Consider the following 22,369-nt stretch of genomic DNA (forward strand, 5'->3'; position numbering starts at 1 on the left):
CAAGAAGGTAAGAACGTGACTGCATCTCTGCTCGACCGCGTACCCGTCATCCCCGTCGTCGTCATCGAGAACCTCGATCATGCTGTTCCGATCGCACGTGCCCTGGTGGCGGGCGGAGTGCCCGTCATCGAGCTGACGTTGCGGACTCCGGTGGCACTCGACGCCATCGAGCGCATCGCGGCGGAGGTCCCCGAGATCCTCGTCGGCGCGGGCACGATCGTCACTCCCGGCCAGGCCAAGCAGGCCGCCGACGCGGGTGCTCAGTTCCTGGTCTCGCCCGGCTGCACGCCTTCACTGACGAAGGCCATGCGTGATACCGGACTACCGCATCTGCCCGGTGCCGCAACGGTATCCGAGGTGCTCACGCTGCTCGAAGCCGGTTACACCGAGCTCAAGTTCTTCCCGGCCGAAGCATCCGGTGGTGCGAATTTCTTGAAGTCGATCCACTCGCCGATCCCGGCCGCACGCTTCTGCCCGACGGGTGGAATCTCCACCGCCAATGCGTCGACGTACCTGGCGCTGCCGAACGTCGGATGCGTCGGGGGATCGTGGCTCACTCCGGCCGCGGCTGTCGCAGAACAAGATTGGGATGCAATCGTCGCTCTTGCGGCAGCCACAGCCGAATTGGTCTGAGATTCCCCGTCCTCCGATGGAACCAGACGTGACGGTGCGGCGTCCTACTGGTTGTCCGTCATCGAACAATCGGGGGAAATTCTCATGTCAGGTCCGTACGAGCAACCGTTCCCAGCCGCACAGTCGTTTCCAGCGGGGCAGTCCTTTCCGGCCGCGCAGCCGTATCCGCAGCCGTATCCGCAGCCAGCTGCTCTGCCGTCCTCCAATGCAGGCTGGGCCGTCGTGGCCGTCATCTTCTTCTGGCCGCTGGCCATTCCCGCGTTCAACCACGCACTGAAGGTGCACCCGCTGTGGATGATGGGAGACGTTCAGGGAGCAGAGTATTCGTCGAATCGGGCCGGGTTCTTCGGGAAGCTGTCGCTGATCATCTTCGGTGCCTTCATCGTTCTCTACCTTGCGTTCATCGGCTTGGTCGTCTCGACCATGTGACCGGTCGACGGCGGTGTGCTGCTCACCCGCGGGTCACCGAGATGCCGCCGTCGACGTAGAGGGTCGTCCCGTGGACCATCGCCGCGTTGTCCGAGACCAGGAACAGAACGCCGTCGGCGATGTCCTGCGGAGAGAGCACTGTGCCTGCCGGCGTGCCGGCCGTCATCGCGTCGAGGACTTGACGAGCATCCTCGTTGCCCGGAGTCAGAGTCGCTCCGGGCGCGAGGGAGTTCACTCGCACGCCGCGTGGGCCGAATTCTGCAGCCCAACTGCGGGTCAGTTGCTCGTCGGCTGCCTTGGTGGCGGAATACATAGCGGCAAAGGGGCTGCCCATCGTGGCCATCCACGACCCGATGTTGACGATGACTCCGCTACCGCGCTCGGCCATGGCCGGGGCCAGCTCGCCGACGAGCACGTGTGGAGCTCGGACGTTGACGGCAAGCATCGCGTCGAGCTGATCATCGGGCAGGTCCGCGGTGGCGGTGGCTGGATAGATGCCGGCGTTGTTGACGAGAATGTCGACGCGGCCGCCGAGAGCGTCGGTGCTGCGGGCGGCGAATTCGCGGAGCTCCTGGTAGCTGCCCGAGAGATCGACGTCGATGAAGGCCGCAGTGCCGCCTGTCTCGGAAATGCTGTGCGCCAGGGCCTTGCCGCGCTCGGCGTCGCGGCCGCTGACGACCACCGATGCCCCCTGGGCGGCGAGGGTCAGCGCGATGGCAGCACCGATCCCACTGGTCGATCCGGTGACGACGGCGGTGCGTCCGAGGAGCTGCGGAGAAGTAGAAGAAGTCATGACGCTATGTCTACGGTCGGTCGAGGCAGTCAACCAGGCGTCGTTCTGCCTAGGTCTGTCATGACCAGGTTGGCAATCGCCCATGTCGCTACTGTGGAATTCGTGAACAAGGACAGGTCCGCCCTCAGCGCGTTTCTGCGTGATCGGCGCGACCGCATGACCCCGATCGAGGCGGGGATTCGTACGTATCCCGGTGCCCGACGGGTGCCGGGGCTGCGGCGCGAAGAGCTGGCAGCGTTGGCCGGAGTGAGTCCGGATTACTACAGCAAACTCGAACAGGGTCGTCAGGCCAACGTGTCGACCGAGGTGCTGCGGGCAATCGCCGGCGCGTTGAAGCTCGATGAGGTCGAGTCCGCACATCTACTCGATCTCGCGTCCCCGGCGATGCCCACCGAGGATGTTGCGCAGCTACCGAATCCGGGGCTGCTACAGGTCATGAAGGCGCTCGACCATGTGCCGGTGATTCTGCTCGGGCGTAGCGGGGCCGTCCTGGCCAGCAACTCGCTGGTTCGATCCGTACTGAGTCTGCAACCGCCCGCTGATCACTCGTTGTTCCACTATCTGTTTCGCAATCCCATCGCCCGCGAGCGAATCGTCAATTGGTCGCAGTTCGCGGCGGCCTCGGTCGCGGCGCTTCGCCGCGATCTTGCCCGTCGACCGGGAGACCCGACCCTGACGGCGTTGATCGACGAATTGCGTTCGTCGGAGACATGTTTCGAGCAATGGTGGAGCGATCACGAGGTCGCCGAATTTGCAGGTGCAACCAAGATCATTCAGCACCCGGCGGCGGGCACCCTCCAATTCGGGATCGAGTTTCTGACGTCGCCGAGCGAGCCGGATCAAAGTCTGATCGTCTACACGGTCGAGGAAGGGTCGAGTACGGCGAAAGTACTGCCGATCCTGGCGAGCTGGGACCCGAGTTCGGCGATCACCTCTTGACCTGAACAACACTCGAGGTTTTAGCGTCGTAGCCATGGACACACTCGGTCTCGGCACAATCGGCATTTCCATCGACGTGTCACCGTCGCACCTCGACGACGCACGCGAGTTGGAATCACTCGGATTCACCTCGGTCTGGTTGCCGGGTGGGCAGCTCGATCGACTCGGCAGGCTGGCCGATCTGGTCCACGCGACCGAGACTGCGACCATCGTTCCGGGGATCGTGCCGGTCGATGTGTACTCGCCTGCGCAGACCGGTGAACTGTTCGACGAGCTCTCGGGCACCGGTCGATTCGTCCTCGGCCTCGGTGGGCCGCAGAGTGCTCGGCCTTTGGCTGGGTTGAGGAAGTACCTCGACGAGCTCGAGGTGCCCGCCGATCACCTTCTGCTTGCGGCGCTCGGTCCGAAGAAGTTAGAGATGGCGCGGGACCGCGCTGCCGGCGCAATCGCGTTGCTGGTGACGCCGGAGTGGACGGCGCAGGCGCGCAGTGCACTCGGCTGGTCGACGTTGGTGGTCGACCAGTTCGTCGTGGTCGAGTCCGATCCGGATCGGGCGCGCGCTGCAGCTCGGGAACCGCTGAGCTTTCTCGCCACGGTCCCTGGGTATCGGCAGAACTTCCTGCGCATGGGGTTCACCGAGGCGGATGTCGACGATCTCAGCGACCGTCTGGTCGACGGCTTGGCGGTGTGGGGGAGTGTCGACGACATCGCCGAGCGAGTGTCCGCGCACCACGCTGCCGGCGCAGATCACGTCGTTCTGGCACCGCTGGGTGCGTCGAGTATCGAGGCTGGCCGGGCACTGTCCGAGCTGGTGGTGTTGTCAAAGTAGACTCCATAGATCGTGAGCCTCACCCTCGGAATCGTCGGACTGCCCAACGTCGGCAAGTCCACCCTCTTCAACGCGCTGACCAACAACGATGTGCTGGCCGCGAACTATCCGTTCGCCACCATCGAGCCCAACGTCGGTGTGGTCGCGCTGCCGGATCCCCGGCTCGAGAAGCTGGCCGAGGTGTTCGGTTCGGAGAAGCTCGTGCCTGCGCTGGTGTCGTTCGTCGACATCGCCGGCATCGTCAAGGGTGCGTCCGAGGGCGCAGGCCTGGGCAACAAGTTCCTCGCCAACATTCGTGAGGCCGACGCCATCTGCCAGGTCGTTCGTGTCTTCGCCGACGACGACGTGGTGCACGTCGATGGTCGCGTCGACCCGACCGCAGACATCGAGGTCATCGAAACCGAGCTCGCGATCGCCGATCTGCAGACTCTCGAGAAGGCCATCCCGCGCCTCGAGAAAGAGGTGCGGATCAAGAAGGATCGCAAGCCCGCGCTCGACGCGGCGCTGGCAGCACAGGCGGTTCTGAACGACGGCAAGACCTTGTTCTCGGCGAAGGCGAAGTTGGACTTCGAGCTGCTCGGTGAATTCCAGCTGCTCACCACCAAGCCTTTCCTCTACGTCTTCAACGCCGACGAGTCGGTGCTGACCGACGACGCGAAGATCGGCGAACTGGCTCGTCTCGTTGCCCCCGCCGACGCGGTGTTCCTCGACGCCAAGATCGAATCCGAATTGCTCGAACTCGACAAAGAATCGGCAGCGGAACTGCTCGAATCCGTCGGACAGACGGAGCCCGGTCTCGACGCATTGGCTCGCGCCGGCTTCCACACTCTGGGCCTGCAGACCTACCTCACCGCAGGCCCGAAAGAGGCCCGCGCGTGGACGATTCATCGAGGCGACACGGCTCCGCAGGCTGCGGGAGTCATTCACACCGACTTCGAGCGCGGTTTCATCAAGGCCGAAATCGTTTCCTTCGACGACCTCGTAGCCGCAGGGTCGATGGCCTCGGCCAAGGCTGCCGGCAAGGTGCGCATCGAGGGCAAGGACTACGTCATGTCCGACGGCGACGTGGTGGAGTTCCGCTTCAACGTCTAGCTTGACGCGCGACATCAGTAGGTCACCCAGCATGTCACTGGTCGGCAGCACACTGGCTGCTCGCGGCCTCGGTACGTACTGAACTGTTCCCATCGGCGAGGCACAAAACAGGCTGAATGCCGGATTTTTCACAATTTGCTGACGATCAGTCCGATTCTTGCCCCTCCTTCGTGCAAAACTGCCCCGACAACAGCGGTCGCACAGCGCCGCGGGCAGTGGGGGTCCTATGTTCGGCGTGCGGCCGGTTCTGGTGGTGATCGCAGTTCTGCTCACCTTCGTGGCGGGCGTGCCCGCCGCTGCTCAAGACATCGACACTGAAAATCCTGCACCGAGCCAGCCGGCGCGGATCGAGAACCGAATCGATACCGGCCCGACGCTGACGTGGCTGTCGGTGTACTCGCCGAGCATGGATCGGACCATCGAGGTGCAGGTTCTGACCCCCGCGGAGCGTAAAGGCACGCGCCCGACGTTGTACATGCTCAGCGGATCCGGGGAGAACGAACCGTCGAGCAGCATCTGGCTTCGCAAGGGCAACGCGGCGGAGTTCTTTCGTGACAAGAACGTCAACGTGGTTCTCCCGCTTGCCGGTCCAGCGAGCTTCTACACCGACTGGGAGAACGACGACCCCCGACTCGGCCGCTACCGCTTCGAAACCTTTCTGACGCAGGAGCTTCCGCCGTTGATCGACGCGGAGTTCGAGGGCAACGGCAATGACGGTGTGGCGGGCCTGTCGATGGGCGCTCAGTCGGCGATGATGCTTGCCGCCCGGAACCCGGACAGGTACTCGGCCGTCGCGGCGTACAGCGGGTGCTTTCTATCCGAGGGCATACTCGGGCAAACCCTCATGCGAACCATTGTCGCCGGTTACGGCGGCAACGCCAACAATATGCTCGGTGGCCCCCTCAACGCGGGCTGGGCCGCCCACGATCTGCTGGTGAACGCAGAAGCGCTGCGCGGAATGTCCATCTACCTCTTTTCCGCCAGTGGCCTCCCCGGTCCGCACGAGCGGTACGAGACGCTCGAAGACCTCGACACGCTGGTGATCGGCGGGGCGATCGAAGTAGGCACCGATTCCTGCACGCGCCTGCTGCGCGACAAACTCGTCGAGCTGAACATCCCGGCCACGTTCGATCTGGGCAGCCCTGGTACGCACTCGTGGCCGTACTGGGCCGACCAGCTTGCAAAGAGCTGGCCGACGCTGGCCGCGGGGCTCGAGCCGTGAGCTTGCTCGCGGAGCGGTAGGTACCCCGCGCAAGTCCAGCAGGTTCACGCGGATTGATTCCGTTCACACTCCGCAAGTTCCGCCACACCTGGTCGTATTCCTGGCTCAACATGGCATCGGCGAGACGCCTATCGGTAACTTACCGTTGAGCGCAGTCGTCTGCGCCGCCCATCGAACTTGGCTACGCTCCGAATCAGACGATAGGAGAACGTGGATGGGTCTGCAGGAACTCGAGGCATTGGTACACCAAACGGCCACTGCTGGGGAACCTTTCGAGCGTGGAGCCGATGAGGCGGAGCAGGCATACTTGTCTTCGCTCGCCGCCCGGCCGGGTACGAAGCTGATCTGTGAGGTCGGGTTCAATGCAGGCTTCTCGAGTTGGGCTTTTCTGTCCGCGTCACCCGACGTGACCGTCGTGTCCTTCGACTTGGCCGCGTACACATACAGTGCCGCCGCGAAAGCCCATATCGATGAACACTTTCCGGGCCGCCACACCCTGATACAAGGTGATTCGCACACCACCATCACCGCATACGCGAAGGAACACCCGGACGTGCGATTCGATGTCATCTTCGTCGACGGCGACCATTCGGTGGAGGGTGCTCGCGCAGACCTCGACGATTTACGTGCGCTCGCTACCGTCGAGTCGGTGGTCGTGATGGACGACATCACCCCGTGGCTCTGGTTCGGTGAAGGACCGACCCAAGCGTGGCAGGAAGCAGTCGACGAGGGTCGAATCCTGCACACCAGCTACTTCCGCGACGGTGAACCTGTCGATGCGGTGACACCGCCGGCAGCCCGTGCCTGGGCCGAGGGACGCTACGTCTTCTGATTCACTTCTTTCCCCGTAGCATTTTCTCCAACGGTGTCGGGAATGACGGGACCACCGCGGTGCCGTCGAGCAGGGTGGTGAGGCGGTCAGTCTCTGCTGCAACGGCTTTCGACACCGTCGAGCCGACGTCTTCGAGCAACTCGGTCGCCACTTCTCCGGATCCGGTCACGGCCCAACCTCCGACGATACGACCCCCGGACCAAATGGTCGGGCCAATGTTGCCGAAGGTATCGAACAGCGGGGCCTTGTGTTCGCCGAGATACCAGGCGCGGTGCTTCCAGCCCATCGGCGTGGGATCGAGTGCGGGCAGCAGCATGACGCTTGTGCCGGCGGGCTTGTCGAAGGTAGTGCCGGTCAACATGATTCCGTCGCCTTCGGTCAGTTCGACCGCCACTGTGTCCAGGCCGGAAACTGCACCACGAGTCTGCGTCTTGTTCCACCCCGTCCACCATTGGAGGTCGTCGAGCGTCGCCGGTCCGAATACTTCGAGCCAGCGTCGGGCAAGTTCGGCGCGTGCCTCGGTTTCATCGAGATCAGGAATCCCGTCCGGCCACCAGTGGTCGATCGGTGCCCACGCATGCCGCCGAGAAGTCCATGCTCCCCGTGGCTCGACCCGCACCAATTTTCCTTCGGCGGCCATCATGACCAACACCTCGGAGGTGACGTATCGCCTGACGTCGTACACCTTGTCGGTGGTCGGTAGCAGCGCCGTCTTGAGGCCGGGGACCACTGTCGACAGCTCGGCTCCGGTCGCTGTACCCATCGAGCGAAGCGCCGCCTCGGCTTCTTTTTCCGTTGCGGCAAGCCAGGATTCGACATCGACGATCACCGGTTCGGTGGGCAGCGTCGAGACCTGTTTGACCAGGCGTGCCCGCATGGTGCGTGCAACCCCGAGACTCGCCGCGGCATGAATCACCGGGACGTCGTCGTGAGCGACGACGAACATCGTGCGCCGCATCGCCATCAGGCGGATCAGACTTCGGCGCTCGTACATCGCGTCACGAACATCGGACAGTCCCAGCGATCGAGCACGCGCCAACACCGAGAGATACACAGTCGCCGGGTCGGTCGCGTGCAACGCGAGCAGGGACGACACCACGGCTTCGACGGTCGAAGGATCGGAGAAGTGTTGCGCGACGAGCCGGTGTCGCCGCTGGGCGTCGGTAATCTTCACGCGATCAGTGTGACGGCATTTGTGGCGCAGGGCCGACAAAACCGGTGAGGAGGGCGTCGGCGATGGCGTTCATGCCGTGCGCGCGGGCATCGGCGGCAGCACCGATGCGGTCGTAGTCGACCAGCTCGAAAGACACAGACCAGCTGCCTGTGCCGCGATCGTCGAGTACTGCGTAACGCGCATGCGGCGACCCGGATTCCATGACGTGAGGGTAGGGCTGATTGTCGTCGTACGCGGGGGTGCCGACGCTGCCCGGGTTGACCACGAGTGTGCCACTGGGAAGAGTCCACTGGCGCTGTAGGTGGGTGTGTCCACAGGCGATGACAGATCGGTCCGTGAAACCTGCTGCCCGTTCGAGGATTTCGGCTTCGGTCGCCTCGCGCGAACCGTTGGCGTCCACCGAGTGCAGGAAGTATTGCTGATCGTCGGTGGGTGTTCCGTGTACTGCCAGGATTCCGTGATCCAGCGCGAGTGAGAACGGCAGCGAGCCCAGCCACTGTCGGTGCTCGTCGTCGAGTCGATCATGGGCGTGCCGATCCCAACTACCCATGGACTCGGGATCCTGCTCGAGCAGGTAGCGATCGTGATTTCCGGCGATGGTGGGAAAATTCAGCGCCATGAGCCGATCGGCAGTCCGACGCGGATGCAGTCCGCCGGACAGCAGATCACCGAGGTTCACCACCGAGTCGACGCCTTGCCGTTCGATGTCGTCGAGGACGGCGTCGAGCGCCGCGATGTTGCCGTGAATATCGGCTATGAGAGCTATCCGCACAACCACAGGATCGCAGCGTGGGCATTCGACTGCAACAGGGCAGCCCTCGGCGAGCGTTGGAGACTTCGCCCTCGAATCTCCGCCTTGGGTGGGTGATATCTCCATAGACCCGTGCCCGATAGGTCCATAGTGTGGTCCAGGTCACTTTCGCTCTAGGGAAAGCCGAGCCCATGCCTGCAGTCATTTCGAAGCCCGAGATCGAAACGCGGGTGGTCAAGAAGGTCGCCCGACGCATCATCCCGTTTCTCGGGTTGGCCTACTTCGTCAACTATCTCGATCGCACCAACATCGGTCTCGCCAAGCTGACCATGAGCGACGAATTGGGCCTCACCGAAACGATGTTCGGTCTGGCGTCGGGACTGTTCTTCATCGGGTATCTGCTGTTCGAGGTGCCCAGCAATTTGGCGCTGCACAAATTCGGTGCCCGACGGTGGATCGCCCGCATCATGGTGTCGTGGGGAATTGTGGCCGCCGCCATGGCATTCGTACCGACAGCAGGGTGGCTGTACGGGCTACGGATTCTGCTCGGCATCGCCGAGGCCGGCTTCTTCCCCGGTGTGCTGCTGTACATGACGATGTGGTTTCCGCGCGCCTACCGAGTCCGTTTGATGGGCCTGTTCATGCTGGCGCTACCGGTGTCGTCGGCGCTCGGTGCGCCCCTTTCGAGTGCGATCATTCAGTACATGGACGGGCTGTTCGGACTGTCGGGTTGGCGGGTGATGTTCCTCCTCGAGGGCATTCCTGCGATCCTGCTCGGAGTGGTCACCTGGTTCTATCTCACGGATCGACCGTCCCAGGCGAAGTGGCTCACTGTGGACGAGAAGAATTGGCTTACTAACGAATTGGAGTCCGAGGACGCTGTGAGGGACGGGCACATCAGCGGCTCGGTCAAGCGCGCTCTCGGTGACGTCCGGGTCTGGATGCTCGGCCTGGTGTACTTCGGCATCACCTACGGTCTCTACTCTCTGAGTTTTTTCCTGCCCAGCATTGTCGCGGGATTCAAGCAGACGTTCGACACCGACTTTTCTCTCGTGACGACGGGTCTCATCGTGGCCGTGCCGTTCGCAGTGGGCGCAGTGGCGATGGTGCTCTGGAGTCGACACTCGGACCGGACCGGTGAGCGCACCTGGCATGTCGCGATCCCCACCCTGATCGGTGCGATCTCTATTCCGTTTGCGCTGTATATGGATTCACCGTTCACCACCATGATCGCGGTGACGGTCAACGCCGTCGGCGTGTTCTGCGCGCTCCCCGTGTTTTGGTATCTGCCCAGTACGTTCCTCACCGGCGCGGGTGCAGCGGCTGGAATCGCGATCATCAACTCGGTCGGCAACACCTCGGGCTTCGGTGCCCCGTACGTGACGGGGTGGCTTCTCGACGCTACCGGCAACGCCAAGGCCGGTTTGTGGGTCGTCGGTGGTGTCATGCTGATGGCGGTGGTGCTGGTGATCGTGCTGCGGGGCCGGATGGGTGTCCGCTCCGAGACCAATACGGAAGTGCCGGTGGCACACTGACGAACGGCTGCGCATTCACGGAGCGGTGTATCTCCACGCAACCGGATCCAGCTCTTCCACCGAACACCGGACATACTCGACAGATGACGAGTCGCGGGCGGGTCCGGAGCTGGGAGATTCTCGGCATGGAGGGCGTGATCGATTCCGAGGACACCCCGGGCGGCAGTTGGACGCCGTCGGCATCCGTCGCTGTTCGCGGATTGCCTGTTCTGGCTCCAGGCGAGGAGGTGGAGTTCGAGTGGCAGCACCAGGCAGAACCTCTGTACGGGTACAGCTTCTTCACAGTTCGCGCCTGGCCGCTGGGTACCGAGCCGGTCGCACAGTCGGATCGTCCGACATCCGGTGCTTGGGATATTGCCCCTGACGGCACCGTCACCGAAGTGACAGATCTGGATTGGGAAGAACCGATTCGGATTGGAACGTGGTCCGTCGGAGTGGTGTCCGTGTGGAACGGCGAAGAGAGTTGGGGTGTGATCGATTCCGAGGACACTCCGGGTGGGTGCTGGACTTTCTTCAGTGCCCTTCATCCAGACGAAGTCATCGACTCGCGCTCGGTCGGAGGTTTCAGCATCGGTGGGGGTGAGTCCAACCTCGAAGTAGGCGAGCAGGTCGACTTCGAGTGGGAGCCTGCTATCGATCAGGACAGCTATCGGTTTCGCGCGATCAAGGTGCGACCGCGTCGCGAGATTCCGCCGTGGCGGATCGAGCGATTCGAGGGCTGACGCATCGATCGAAAACAATGATGCTCTGATCTCACGGCGGCCTCCGACGGCTATTGAGCCGTAACCTGTTCGCCGTCGACGCGGATCGTGGGAAGCCATGTCGCCAAGGTGCGGCCGAGCGTGGCGACCATGCGCGGTCCGAAGACACACAAGGTGCGTTCCCACGGGTGGCCGAAGGTCCCTTCGGTGAATCCGTCGCGGGCGAAAATGTAGTAATCGCCGTCCGGGTGGACGGGGACCCGCCACTCGCCGTTCTCGGCCGCGTCGGCGTGCGCTTCCGCGTCGAAGCTGTAGCCGGGGTGTTGCCAGTCCAGGACGACGAAGGTCGGGTTGTCCGAAAACTCGGTGACGAAGCAGCGCAAAGCTTCCGCGTTGACGGCGTCGACCCGGGCAGACCACGAGGCCGTCGTGCGGACGGTATGGGCGTCCAGGTCGAATGTCATGGAGGGTGCAGGCTCGGCAATGGCCGGCCACGACTCAGGTGTGGTCCCGGGCCGAAACCCGAACTTACTGTTGAACACCGACCAGTGCTGCGTTTGCGCAGTTCGGTCGAGTTCGGTCCACCCGATGGGTAGCGTAGATCCGAAGTCCATGGTCAGCTTGGTCGTCATCGGTCTATCGTTCCAGTCCCGTGAGACTGCGCGTAGACAGCAGTCGGAAGGGGAGATGACTGTATGTCGCTTGCGTTGTGTGCCATCACGTTCGCTGTACTGCTCCACGTCGTGGCGGCTCGAATCGCATCTCGTGAAAATTATGGCCGTAGGTTGCCAGCCGTGAACGGCTCGTATCCGGTCAGACCTGCCCAGCGTGCCCGACGTGCCCAGGCTGCCGGATGGATGCTGAGTATCGTCGGTGCGCTACAGCTCGGCAATCATTTCTGGCTGACCGAGCCGTGGTTGGCGATATGCCTCATGGTGGCCGTTCTCTTGTTGGTCAACGGCCTGCCGAGTCTGCTGGTGACCGCGCTGCACAACGGCAATCTGCGCACTCAACCGTAGGATCTCAGCGCTGTCAGGACGCGAACACCTTGCCCGGGTTCAGGATCCCGTATGGATCCAGTGCCTTTTTCACCGCGCGGTGCATGTCCAACACCACCGGATCCAGTTCCTGCACCAAGCCGTCCATCTTGAGTAGCCCCACTCCGTGTTCGCCGGTCACGGTGCCGCCGAGTTCCAAAGCAGCGTCGATGATCTCGGCAAAGGCGGCCTGAGCGCGCTCGCGGGCCGGAAGGTCGTCGTGCGGAGTGATGAGCAACGGATGCAGGTTTCCATCACCGGCGTGTGCGATGTTGGCGATCGTGGTCTCGTACCGCAGGCCGATCTGCTCGATACGCGAAAGCATCTCGGGCACATGCTTCTTCGGCACACATACGTCCTCGGTCAACACCGGACCCAGGCGCTCCATCGCCGGATACGCCAACCGGCGAGCCGAGAACAGTGCATCGGCCTCCTCCTGATCGGTCGAGACCGCAGACCACGTGGCCCCGGCCTCGTCGAAGCACGAGAGCATCTTCTCGGCTTCCTGGTCTCCGATGAGCCCTGGATCGTCGATCCGCCCGAGCAACACCACATTTGCCTCGACCGACAGGCCCATGTTCTTCCAGGCGTCGACGGCGATGAGGCATTGCTTGTCGATCAGTTCCAACGCGGAGGGAGTCAATCCGGCGGCGGCGACCGCGGCCACGGCACGGCCGGCGTCGACGATCGAATCGAAATAGCCGGCAACGGTCCGCTGCGGATCCTGGAGCGGGCGCAGCTTGAGGGTCACCTCGGTGATGATGCCCAGCGTGCCTTCCGATCCGACCATCAGACCCGCAAGGTCGTATCCGGCAACGCCCTTGGCGGTTTTACGGCCGAGCCTCACCAGTTCTCCGGTTCCGGTGACCACCTGCATTCCCATGACGTAATCGCGGGTGACGCCGTACTTCACGCAACACAGTCCGCCTGCGTTGGTGGCGACGTTGCCGCCGATGGTCGACCACGGTGCGCTGGCGGGATCCGGTGGGTACCAGAGACCCTGCTCGGCGACCGCCGCTCGCAGGTGATCGTTGACCACTCCTGGCTCGACCACGGCGTATCGCTCGAGCTGGTCGATTTCCTTGATCGCATCCATGCCGTCGAGGGCGAGTACAACGCATCCCTCGGTGGCGTTCGCTCCGCCGGACAGCCCGGTGCCCGCCCCGCGAGTGACGACGGGTGCGCCATGGGCCAGGCAGGCGCGAACGACAGCCTGCACTTCTTCGGCGCTACGGGGCCGCACGACGGCAACAGGCACCGCAAACGGTGCCCATTCCGCCTCGTCGTGCTGGTACGACGCGATGACGTCGGGATCGACGACGACGCGGTCCGCGGGGAGAGAATTCGACAACTGTTCGACGAGCGACATATCTCGACTCTAGCTGTGACCTGGGTCTCGGCCAATGTAGGTTTTCTCTATGTCGCCCGTGAAGTCATGGATGGAATTGCTGCTGGCCGATGCTTCCATCGACGAACTGGAAGCCCACCGTCGAACACATCCAGGTGCCGAGGCGCACGCGGCCTCGAGGTTGCGCGCATTGCTCGATCAGCGCAAACAGCGCAGCACCGAACTGTCGGCGCTGAACGACATCGCGGTGCGCCTGACGACCGTGCGAGACAACCGGATTCTGCTGCAGGAGGTGGTGGACCAGGCGCGCACACTTCTGGGCGTGGATCTGGCCTACATGGGTTCGGTGTACGGGAACGAGTTCGTCATCGAGGTCACCAGCGGTGCACTGACGCCGAAGCTCGTGGGCATCAGGCTCGCGCAGGACGAGGGGCTGGTCGGCCTCATCGTGCGCGGAGCCTCACCGTCGTGGACTCCCGACTATCAGAACGAACCTGCCTTTCGGCACATCACCGGCGCAGACAGCGCAGCGCGATCGGAGAACATGCGCGGCTTGTTGGGCGTACCGCTGCGGGTGGGCGACCGTGTGATCGGCGCACTGTTCGCGTGCAAACGGTCGGAGCGGGACTTCGCAGACAGTGAGATCGCTCTGCTGTCGGCACTGGCCGCACATGCGGCCATCGCCATCGAGAACGTGCGGGCGATCGACAAACTCGAAACTCTCAACGCCGAGTTATCCCTTCGCACTGCGGAATTGGAACAAACTCTGCAATGGGACCGCACGTTGACTCAGGTCGTGCTCCAAGGGGGCGGTGTGCGGAGTCTGGTTCGGGAGGTCGCTGCGGCCACCGAACGCCCGGCGTATTTCGTGGCGGATGTTGGGTCCGTGCCGGCCGCTCTGGAGTACACGGCAACCACGGTCGAAACCCTCGTCGACCGCTGTAGGGCGGGCGCGGAAACGGCCGTCGACGACGCGATGACCGCTCATCGGGTGGTGGCTGCTGGTCACTTCCTGGGTGTGTTGATCTCCGTCGGACCCGAGGACCATCAAACCCGTTTGCTTCTCGATCGGGCCGCGCCGGCCATTGCGTTGTCGCTGGCCGAGGAGCGTGCAGCAGCGGAATCTGCACGCCGCGCGCAGGACGCCTTTCTGGTGGATCTGCTCCTTCATCCCACCTCGTCACCCGATGACGAACGCAGGCAGTTCCACCGTGCCGGACTGACGCCGGACGTGACGTACTGCGTCGCAGTGGGGCAAGGGAATGCGTCGAGATCTGAGTTCGAGGCTATTGCACTACCTCCGGGTTCGGTTGTGGCGGAGCAGGGTTCGAGGGTTCTACTGGTCGTGCCGGCCCGAGAGGCGGCTGCCGTTCGCCGCATGATCTCCACCCGTGCGACGGTGGGAATCTCCGAGCCCGCCCGGGGTGCCGACGCCCTGGCAACAGCGTTCCGTGAGGCGCAACAGACCGTCGATGTTCTGACGACTCTGGGCAGGGACGGGGAAGTGTCCTCGGCCCGCGGTCTGGGGATCTATCGAATCCTGCTCAGCCACATGGCCCGTGAGCACTTGGACGAGCTCACCGAGGAACTGCTCGGCCCCTTGATGGCGGAGCAGAACAAGCGCGGGGTCCCGCTGATGGAGACGCTGTCGGTGTATCTCGCACACGGACGGCACCATTCGGCTACGGCGTCGAGCCTGGGTGTACACGTCAACACGCTCTATCAACGACTCGAGGCGATCGACCGACTCATCGGTACACAGTGGCGCGACCCGGACGATGCCCTCGATCTTCAGGTGCTGATGCGGTTGCGCAGATCGGCCGACCTACTCGGTCTGTGAGTCACCGGCCGCGGGTTCGATCTCGATTCCCGTTGCCTCGACCACGCTGGCCCACAATGCCTCTCGCACGCGAGGTGAATCTCCACGCCAGGAGGGGTAATGAGTCGGGCGCGGCGCACGGTCGTGCCAAAATGTGCCGGTGCTGGTCAACGCGGGATCGGCTGCCACGAGCCAGACGATGGTATCGGCCCCGTCGTCGGCGCTGCGAAGAATCGGCTTCATCACCGAACCGAACAGAGGCATCGATCCGGTGACGCCGGGAGTCGACGCCCAGCCGGGGTGCATGCTGTGCACCACCGGATCGTCTTCGAGTGAAAAGCGTTCGGCCAGTTGCTCGGCCACCACCACCTGCATGCGCTTGGTGCGAGCGTAGGCGGTCATACCGGAGTACTTGCCGTTCTCGTACTCGAAGTCCGAGTTCTGCAGCGGCACCGCATACATGCCGCCGCTCGAGACGAACACAACTCGCGATCCGGCGTCGAAGAGCTCGCGCAATCCCACGGTCAACGCGACCGGCCCGAGAACGTGGGTAGCGAAAGCGGATTCGTGTCCCTGCGCAGAGAGTTGCCGTCCATCCGGCATCACCCCGGCGCAATGTACGAGCGCGTGCACGGCCGTGAGCTCGGAGGCCAACGTCGCGATCAACGCCGCCACGGAATCGAGATCGCTGATGTCGCACTCGTGCACTACGAGAGAGGCGTCGGGCACCTCGGTTCTGATGGCCGCGGCGGCGGACTCGAGTCGGTCGGCGGATCGGCCGACCATGTGCACCCGAGCCCCGAGCCGTGCGAGTTCTTTCGCGGTGGCGGCTCCCAAACCGGACGACGCGCCGGTCACCACCATGTCGATGGGGGAGGGGAACGGCGTCGGATCCGCGGCCCAGAATCGTCGACGCACCGTGGCACCGATGCGGGAGTATCCGGGAACGATTGCTCTGTCGAGGATCGTGTCGACCGAGCGGCTCAGCAATGACATGCCGCTCTGATACCCCGCGGTAACCGGATGTATGCGCGTCCGCACGCTGGGGTCGATGCCAGAATGAGTCCATGGTTCACCCCGCCGTCTCCGACGTCACCCGCGAGATACTCGCCGAACTTCCCGCACACCGACGCGAGACGTTCGAGTTGCGTCTCGAGCAGTGGTTTCCCGATCTGCACGACGCGGTCACTGCGGTCTATCCCGATCCCGACGCCGTGGCGGCCGGACTGGTGGACATCGCCGCTCGCGCCTATGCCGCCCGAGCCGAGGATCTGCACAGGCTGGATCAGCGTCGACTGCTCGAGCCCGACTGGTTTCAGCAGCCCGACATGTTCGGCTACGCCTGTTACGTCGACCGGTACGGACAGACGCTGCGCGGGGTCGGCGAGCGGCTCGACCATCTGACCGACCTCGGTGTCACCTACCTGCACCTGATGCCGTTGCTGCAGCCAAGGCCCGGCGACAACGACGGCGGATACGCGGTGATGGACTACCGCGCCGTGCGAGAAGACTTGGGCACCAACGAGGATCTGCGCACCCTCGCGCAGACGCTGCGTCAACGCGGTATCAGCCTGGTGGTCGACCTGGTTCTCAATCACGTTGCTCGCGAGCACGAGTGGGCAGCCAAGGCGCGTGCCGGTGATCCGAAATACCGTGACTACTTCCTGATCTATCCCGATCGGACCACTCCGGACTCGTACGAGCGCACTCTCCCCGAGGTATTTCCCGACTTCGCTCCCGGCAGCTTCACGTTCGACGACGAGCTCGGCGAATGGGTGTGGACGACGTTCAACGAATGGCAGTGGGATCTGAACTGGGCCAATCCTGCTGTGCTGCAGGAGTTCGCGAGCGTGGTGCTGCATCTGGCCAACCTGGGGGTGGAGGTGCTGCGCCTCGACGCGATCGCGTTCCTCTGGAAGCGGCTCGGCACCAACTGCCAGAATCAACCCGAGGTGCATGCGGTCACCCAGGCCCTGCGCGCCACCGCTCGACTCGCCGCTCCGGCCACGTTGTTCAAGGCCGAGGCGATCGTCGGACCCCGCGATCTGCTGCCGTACCTGGGCCAGGGGCGGCACACCGGACGAGTCTCGGACATCGCCTACCACAACTCGTTGATGGTGCAGGTCTGGTCGATGTTGGCTACGGGCAGTACGGCTTTGGCGCGTCACGCGTTGGCGTCGCTGCCCCCGACACCGCCGAGTGGAACCTGGGTGACCTACGTTCGCTGCCACGACGACATCGGCTGGGCCATCGACGACGGCGACGCAGCGTCACTCGGACTTTCGGGCGCAGGGCATCGGCACTTTCTGGCCGACTGGTACTCCGGTGAATTCGAGGGCTCCTGGGCCGAAGGTCTCGTGTTCCAGTACAACCCCGACACCGGCGACCGCCGGATCAGTGGAACCGCGGCCGCGCTCACCGGCCTGGGCCCGTCACGCCTGGATCCCGACGGCGCGTTCGGGCGAATCTTTCTGTCGCACGCCATCATTGCCGGTTGGGGCGGTATTCCCGTCGTGTGGAGCGGGGACGAGCTCGGCTCCCCGGGAGACCCGAACTGGGCGGACGAACCGGCTCATGCCGAGGACAACAGGTGGGTGCATCGCCCCCGCGTCACCGACGCCGACCGCGCCGGTCGGTTCGAGCAGGGAAGCGACGCGCAGCGGGTGTTCGACGGTATCGCTCGAATCGCGAAGGTACGCGCCGGTCTGCCGATGCTGCACGCCGAGGCACCGGTGGACGTGCAGACCGAATCGGACGAGGGTCTGCTCGTCGTGCGCAGGCGTCATCCGAGCGGCACCCTGGTCGGCCTGTACAACGTGACGGCCGACCATCGACCCTTTCCCCACGCGCAGCTGATCGAGCTCGGCATCCCGGCTCCGACCGAGGTGCTCTCGCAACACGATCTGCACGTCGACGACTCCGGATCGGTGTGGTTGCCCCCGTACGCGGCGTGGTGGATCGTCGACAGCCCTCTGCGCTAGAAGGAGCGTTACCGTGACCGGGCTGTTACCCTCCCCGAGACGGTCGGTCGATACGAACAAGGGGACAATCTCCATGCTGCATGCTCGGATACGAAGTCTGGTGCTCGCTGTGGTGGCGGTATTGGTAGCCACGATGGCAACGGTGCTGATGGGGACCGGTGTGGCAAGGGCCGATTCCGAGCTCGTCTACGTCTACTCGCCGTCGATGGACAAGGACATCCCGATCAAGGTGCTCAAAGCTGCCGGTGGGGGACCCGCGCCCACCCTGTATCTGCTCGACGGGCTGCGCGCGCCCGAGGACAACAGCGGTTGGCTGATCGAGACCGACGTCGAGAGCTTCTTCGCCGACAAGCACGTCAACGTGGTCATTCCGTTCGGTGGCGGCGGAACCTTCTACTCCGACTGGCAGCGCGACGACCCCAAGCTCGGACGAGTGAAGTGGGAAACCTTCCTCACTCAGGAACTGCCGCCCGTCATGGCCGATCGTTTCGGCAGTGACAACGTCAACAATGCCGTCGCAGGACTGTCGATGAGCGGAACCTCCGCGCTCAACCTGGCCGCGCATCGTCCGGATTTCTACAAGGCGGTGGCATCGTTCAGCGGCTACCCGACCGCGAGCAGCCCCGGATTTGCGCAGGGCATCTCGGTGGCCGTCGGCGAGATGGGCGGCAACGCTCGCAACATGTGGGGCAGCTGGCCGTCCGCGGACTGGATCCGCAACGACCCGTCCCTCAACGTCGGCGCATTGCGCAACACGGCAGTCTTCGTCTCTTCGGGGAGCGGCTCACCGGCTACGGACCCTGTGTTCAACCCGGCCAGCAGCAGCTTCGACCCGGTCAAGTTCGCGCAGATGGTTCCGCTGGAGACCGCCGCCGGCATGAGCAGCCGTGCATTCGTTCCGTTGCTGCAGGCCGCAGGCGGGCGACCCAACGTGAAGATCACCGGTACCGGTGTGCATTGGTGGAACCACTGGGAGCAGCATCTGCACGAGGCATGGTTCGAGACAATTGCCCCTGCGCTCGGCGGCTGATAGCTACTCTGTCGCCATGACGCCCCCGAGAATCACCGTCGACTACACGGTGCTGGACTGCCCGGAACCCGCTGAGCTGGCTCGCTTCTACAGCACCATCCTCGGCTGGGGATCGGTGGACGACGACGGCGACTGGGTGGTCGTCCATGGTCCCGGTGAACTCCGCCTGGCGTTTCAGCGGGCACCGGACTTCACCCCGATCGACTGGCCGAGCGAGGGCATCAAGATCCATCTCGACCTGGTGGTCGACGACATGGAACAAGCACGGGACTTCGTCGTCGACGCGGGGGCGACACTCATCGACCACGCGCAGTCCTCGTTCTGGGTGTACCGCGATCCCGCGGGGCACATCTTCTGCTTGTGCAAAAGAAAATGAAGGAACCGTCATGGCCAGCGAAACCCACCCGGTACTCGTCGAGCGATCGGCCCTCGTCCGGGCCGACGCCGCAACCGTGCACGGACTGATCGACAACTTTCACGAGTGGGTGAAGTGGTCGCCCTACGAGGGACTCGACCCTGGTCTACAGCGCACCTACACCGGTCCCGACGCTGGGGTGGGGGCGTCGTACTCATGGTCGGGTAACCGCAAGGCCGGTGCCGGGACGATGACCATCACCGAGTCGATTCCGGCTGAACGAGTGGTGCTCGATCTTGCGTTCACCAAGCCGTTCAAGAACCGGAACGTCACGGCGTTCCTGCTCGAGCCTGACACCGAGGGAACCCGAGTGACCTGGCGAATGTCGGGAAAGCAGAACAAGCTCTTCGCTCTGATCGGAAAAGTCTTCTCGATGGACAAGCTCGTCGGACCGGATTTCGAGAAGGGCCTCAGGCAGCTCGCGGCTGTGGCCGAGAAGGGCTGAGTTCGTCCTCGAGACGGTCTGCCTGCTCGCTCAGCCAGCGCGCGAGTACCTGGCATCCGGTGAGTTCGCCGTCGTACGGTTCACGCGCGTAGGCGATGTGGCGGCCGCCGCCGGGGTTGGCCCATTCGAATCGGTGCCAGCGCATCGACTGCGGCAGATAGCCGGCCACCTCGGTGGCCGCGGTGCGGAGGCGTCGAACATCCTTCACCCACTGGGAGGGTCGCAGGCGAGTTCGGGTCGCATTCTGGAAACTGTTGCTGCGCAGCAAGGTCCACAGTTCGCGAAGCCAGATTCTCGGGGTGCGAAACGACATCCAGCGGGTGAGGTCGGCGATGTCGCGAATCAGGCTGTCGTCGCTGGCGTTACAGATCATGTCGGTCTCGAGGCCGATCCACCGAACCGGAATCGACTCGGGCAGAGCCGGACCCGGGCCTGCGACCCCTCGTCCAGCGCATCCGCTCACCGCGCCGGCCGGTTGCTGGGGGTCGGACACCAAGCCCGCAGCGACGATTCGGGTGCCGTCGATCGTTCCGTCGGCGACGAGTCCGAGCACCTCGCGCACAACGGTCGCACCTTGGGAATAGCCGATCAGTGCGATCGGCCCGGTGGTGCCTTCGACTGCGCGACGGAGGCGTCGGACGCCGATGTCGGCACTGTGCCGGAAGCACAGTCCGCCGAGTGAGACGGGACCGTACGACGCCGGGTAGCCGACCCATCGGCCGACGAAACGGTCGTCGAGTTCACCGACCACACAGGCGAGCAGTCCGGTCACCGACGTCCGGTGGTCGGACGGATGCGATTCTCCGGTACCCCCGACGGCGAGGACGGTGACCTGATCGTGGTTCATGGTGTCGAGTCTGGCGGTCGAACCTGAGCTCGTCGCCCGGCAAATGCTGAGAACTGTCTGGCAGTTCGGTCCCGATCAGGTCAAGGCAGCGCGCATCTGTTCGAGGGCGTCGCGTAGCAGCGCCTCGTAGCGGTCCGGGTCGGGTACGGCGGCGCTGTTGGACGTGATTCCGATGGTGACGGTAGTGCCGATGCCGTGTATTCCGTGGGTCAGGCTCATGGCGGGGGAGAGGGCGGGAAAGCCTGTGGTGAACCGGACGGCACCGCCGCAGAGCGTCAGATCCGCGGCACCACGCGAGACGCTGGACACGACGGTGTTGCCGGTGACCGTCGGTGGCGTCGCGGTCGGATCGAACTGCGCGACTCCCCATTCGGCCAGAAACGCCGGCACGTGTACTTCGACCTCGTCTTGGGAGGCGCGGGCCGCCTCCGTCAGTGGATGACTGGCGCGAACTCTCCGTGCGGCCAAGTCGTCCGAGATGAGGCGCATGCGTGTGCGAATATCCGGCTCTGCGGTGAACAGCCCGACTCCCACGTTGCCGAAGTTGTTGCGCGCGGATCCACGCGTCTGTCGCGCGAGAGTCACCTCTGCGGCCAGATCGCCTGGAGTGTCGAGAAAGGCTCGCAGTGCAATCGATATGGCGGTGAGTGCGAACGCGGTGACCGTGGTGCCCTCGGCGTGCAGATCGGACTTCGGAAGAACGATGGTCCGCACGGACGTCCGGCCGGTGGGGGGTACGTCGAGGGTTGTCAGGGCCCGCGACCGAGCAGGCGGCGGGATCGAACCCGAGTCGGTGGCTCGCCCGAGGGCCAGCGCGTCCCGTCGAGCGCGTAGACCGCCGCGAACCATCAGCGCCATGCGCAGCGGAAGGACTGCAGCGGCACGCACTGCGGAGGCCAGTTCGGTCCCGGTGGAACGCGAGGTGCTCTCGGTTGCGGGCGGGAGTCGATGTGTGCCGAATAGGTCGCGGGCGGTCTTCGATGCCAGGGCCCCGTCGGCCGCTGCGTGCGAAAGTTGAAGTACAGCAACGATAGCCGGTCCTGCTCCGCCAGGAGCGTCGGAGACCTGCGAATGCAGCTGCAGACACCACACCGATACTCGGGGGTCCACCTGATGCTCGAACGACGACGAGATCGCATCGAGGCATTCCGACCAGGTGCGCGGTGCCCGGTGCACGATGATCGCGTCGGTGCACGGATTCGCGGACGTCCACCGGGGATAGTCGAGGGCGAGAGGCGCATCGGTGACGTGTCGGCTCAGTACGTCGATGCGAGCGCTACGTTCGAGCAGTCGGACCACCTCGGCATCGAGGTCGTCGGGCCCGGTGTCGAAGCAGTACAGCAGAAACTGGTCGCTGGGGATCTTCGACGCCATCCAGTACGCCCGTGCATCGGCCGGGTGCAGACGCATCGGCCCGGGGCGATTGGCGTCGGGGCGATCGTGGGGCACACGGTAGAGCCTAAGCGCCGCGGCCGGACCGGACCGGTTACGAACTGACCAGTTCGGTTCTGTGAACT

The 22,369-nt window shown here is 64.2% G+C and carries 23 protein-coding genes; 15 read left to right on the forward strand and 8 right to left on the reverse strand.

The genetic code is table 11. The features are described 5' to 3' along the window. Positions 1–15 precede the first annotated feature (15 nt). A complete protein-coding gene (gene eda / locus CH286_RS15330) occupies positions 16–633 on the forward strand; it encodes a bifunctional 4-hydroxy-2-oxoglutarate aldolase/2-dehydro-3-deoxy-phosphogluconate aldolase (protein WP_032402974.1) in 618 nt (205 codons plus the stop codon). 84 nt (positions 634–717) lie between these two features. Then, positions 718–1,062: a CD225/dispanin family protein gene (locus CH286_RS15335; protein ID WP_094609653.1), complete on the forward strand. Its 345-nt coding sequence runs from the start codon at positions 718–720 to the stop codon at positions 1,060–1,062. Positions 1,063–1,084: 22 nt separating this feature from the next. Here the strand turns inward: CH286_RS15335 and CH286_RS15340 are convergent, their stop codons facing one another. Then, positions 1,085–1,855 carry an SDR family NAD(P)-dependent oxidoreductase gene (locus CH286_RS15340; RefSeq protein ID WP_094609654.1) on the reverse strand — a complete coding sequence of 257 codons (771 nt, stop codon included), beginning with the start codon at positions 1,853–1,855 and terminating at the stop codon, positions 1,085–1,087. 102 nt (positions 1,856–1,957) lie between these two features. Here CH286_RS15340 and CH286_RS15345 point away from each other — a divergent pair, with 102 nt between their 5' ends. The 5 genes from CH286_RS15345 (at position 1,958) to CH286_RS15365 (ending at position 6,769) form a co-directional block, all read left to right on the forward strand. Beyond that, complete coding sequence (locus tag CH286_RS15345) at positions 1,958–2,794, forward strand: helix-turn-helix domain-containing protein (RefSeq protein ID WP_094609722.1); 837 nt, start codon at positions 1,958–1,960, stop codon at positions 2,792–2,794. Positions 2,795–2,828: 34 nt separating this feature from the next. Further along, the gene (locus CH286_RS15350) at positions 2,829–3,623 is read left to right on the forward strand and encodes a TIGR03620 family F420-dependent LLM class oxidoreductase (protein WP_094609655.1); all 795 of its coding nucleotides are present in this window, start codon (positions 2,829–2,831) and stop codon (positions 3,621–3,623) included. 12 nt (positions 3,624–3,635) lie between these two features. After that, positions 3,636–4,715: a redox-regulated ATPase YchF gene (gene ychF, locus CH286_RS15355; protein WP_032386277.1), complete on the forward strand. Its 1,080-nt coding sequence runs from the start codon at positions 3,636–3,638 to the stop codon at positions 4,713–4,715. A gap of 226 nt (positions 4,716–4,941) precedes the next feature. Next, entirely contained in the window at positions 4,942–5,937 is a 996-nt protein-coding gene (locus CH286_RS15360; RefSeq protein WP_094609656.1) for an alpha/beta hydrolase, read from the forward strand. A gap of 214 nt (positions 5,938–6,151) precedes the next feature. Then, positions 6,152–6,769: a class I SAM-dependent methyltransferase gene (locus CH286_RS15365; protein ID WP_037153500.1), complete on the forward strand. Its 618-nt coding sequence runs from the start codon at positions 6,152–6,154 to the stop codon at positions 6,767–6,769. Position 6,770: 1 nt separating this feature from the next. Here the strand turns inward: CH286_RS15365 and CH286_RS15370 are convergent, their stop codons facing one another. Together CH286_RS15370 and CH286_RS15375 are read right to left on the reverse strand one after the other, a co-directional pair. Then, entirely contained in the window at positions 6,771–7,943 is a 1,173-nt protein-coding gene (locus CH286_RS15370; RefSeq protein WP_094609657.1) for a winged helix DNA-binding domain-containing protein, read from the reverse strand. Positions 7,944–7,947: 4 nt separating this feature from the next. Beyond that, complete coding sequence (locus CH286_RS15375; protein WP_094609723.1) at positions 7,948–8,715, reverse strand: metallophosphoesterase family protein; 768 nt, start codon at positions 8,713–8,715, stop codon at positions 7,948–7,950. Positions 8,716–8,885: 170 nt separating this feature from the next. On the opposite strand from CH286_RS15375, the gene CH286_RS15380 reads away from it, so the two are divergent. Both CH286_RS15380 and CH286_RS28220 read left to right on the forward strand, forming a co-directional pair. Next, the gene (locus tag CH286_RS15380) at positions 8,886–10,229 is read left to right on the forward strand and encodes an MFS transporter (protein WP_094609658.1); all 1,344 of its coding nucleotides are present in this window, start codon (positions 8,886–8,888) and stop codon (positions 10,227–10,229) included. A gap of 83 nt (positions 10,230–10,312) precedes the next feature. After that, positions 10,313–10,951: a hypothetical protein gene (locus tag CH286_RS28220; protein WP_052058653.1), complete on the forward strand. Its 639-nt coding sequence runs from the start codon at positions 10,313–10,315 to the stop codon at positions 10,949–10,951. A 50-nt stretch (positions 10,952–11,001) separates the two neighbouring features. On the opposite strand, the gene CH286_RS15390 is transcribed toward CH286_RS28220, so the two are convergent. Continuing rightward, positions 11,002–11,562, reverse strand: coding sequence for a DUF2716 domain-containing protein (locus tag CH286_RS15390; protein ID WP_094609659.1), 561 nt, complete (start codon positions 11,560–11,562; stop codon positions 11,002–11,004). 162 nt (positions 11,563–11,724) lie between these two features. Between CH286_RS15390 and CH286_RS15395 the strand changes: the two genes are divergently transcribed. Next, the gene (locus CH286_RS15395) at positions 11,725–11,949 is read left to right on the forward strand and encodes a hypothetical protein (RefSeq protein ID WP_255182666.1); all 225 of its coding nucleotides are present in this window, start codon (positions 11,725–11,727) and stop codon (positions 11,947–11,949) included. A gap of 13 nt (positions 11,950–11,962) precedes the next feature. Here the strand turns inward: CH286_RS15395 and CH286_RS15400 are convergent, their stop codons facing one another. After that, positions 11,963–13,336, reverse strand: a complete 1,374-nt coding sequence (locus tag CH286_RS15400; RefSeq protein ID WP_094609661.1) for an FAD-binding oxidoreductase — start codon at positions 13,334–13,336, stop codon at positions 11,963–11,965. Between the two features lie 70 nt (positions 13,337–13,406). Between CH286_RS15400 and CH286_RS15405 the strand changes: the two genes are divergently transcribed. Next, positions 13,407–15,155 (forward strand): helix-turn-helix domain-containing protein, encoded by a 1,749-nt coding sequence (locus tag CH286_RS15405; protein ID WP_094609724.1) that lies wholly within the window; start codon positions 13,407–13,409, stop codon positions 15,153–15,155. Here the strand turns inward: CH286_RS15405 and CH286_RS15410 are convergent. Then, positions 15,141–16,130 carry an SDR family NAD(P)-dependent oxidoreductase gene (locus CH286_RS15410; RefSeq protein ID WP_094609662.1) on the reverse strand — a complete coding sequence of 330 codons (990 nt, stop codon included), beginning with the start codon at positions 16,128–16,130 and terminating at the stop codon, positions 15,141–15,143. The two genes, CH286_RS15405 and CH286_RS15410, sit on opposite strands and share 15 nt — an antisense overlap. 71 nt (positions 16,131–16,201) lie before the next feature. Between CH286_RS15410 and CH286_RS15415 the strand changes: the two genes are divergently transcribed. The 4 genes from CH286_RS15415 to CH286_RS15430 all read left to right on the forward strand — a co-directional run bounded on the left by CH286_RS15415 (position 16,202) and on the right by CH286_RS15430 (position 20,005). Then, entirely contained in the window at positions 16,202–18,115 is a 1,914-nt protein-coding gene (locus tag CH286_RS15415; protein WP_094609663.1) for an alpha-amylase family protein, read from the forward strand. A gap of 73 nt (positions 18,116–18,188) precedes the next feature. Further along, entirely contained in the window at positions 18,189–19,145 is a 957-nt protein-coding gene (locus CH286_RS15420; protein ID WP_037171606.1) for an alpha/beta hydrolase, read from the forward strand. Between the two features lie 16 nt (positions 19,146–19,161). After that, a complete protein-coding gene (locus tag CH286_RS15425) occupies positions 19,162–19,521 on the forward strand; it encodes a VOC family protein (RefSeq protein ID WP_037153490.1) in 360 nt (119 codons plus the stop codon). Between the two features lie 10 nt (positions 19,522–19,531). Continuing rightward, a complete protein-coding gene (locus tag CH286_RS15430; RefSeq protein ID WP_032402986.1) occupies positions 19,532–20,005 on the forward strand; it encodes an SRPBCC family protein in 474 nt (157 codons plus the stop codon). Here CH286_RS15430 and CH286_RS15435 read toward each other — a convergent pair. Both CH286_RS15435 and CH286_RS15440 read right to left on the reverse strand, forming a co-directional pair. After that, positions 19,971–20,852 carry a PE-PPE domain-containing protein gene (locus CH286_RS15435; RefSeq protein ID WP_037153488.1) on the reverse strand — a complete coding sequence of 294 codons (882 nt, stop codon included), beginning with the start codon at positions 20,850–20,852 and terminating at the stop codon, positions 19,971–19,973. The two genes, CH286_RS15430 and CH286_RS15435, sit on opposite strands and share 35 nt — an antisense overlap. 75 nt (positions 20,853–20,927) lie before the next feature. Continuing rightward, a complete protein-coding gene (locus tag CH286_RS15440) occupies positions 20,928–22,301 on the reverse strand; it encodes a WS/DGAT domain-containing protein (RefSeq protein WP_141215849.1) in 1,374 nt (457 codons plus the stop codon). Between the last annotated feature and the right edge of the window lie 68 nt (positions 22,302–22,369).

This window comes from Rhodococcus sp. WWJCD1, assembly GCF_002258735.1.
GTDB lineage: Bacteria > Actinomycetota > Actinomycetes > Mycobacteriales > Mycobacteriaceae > Rhodococcoides.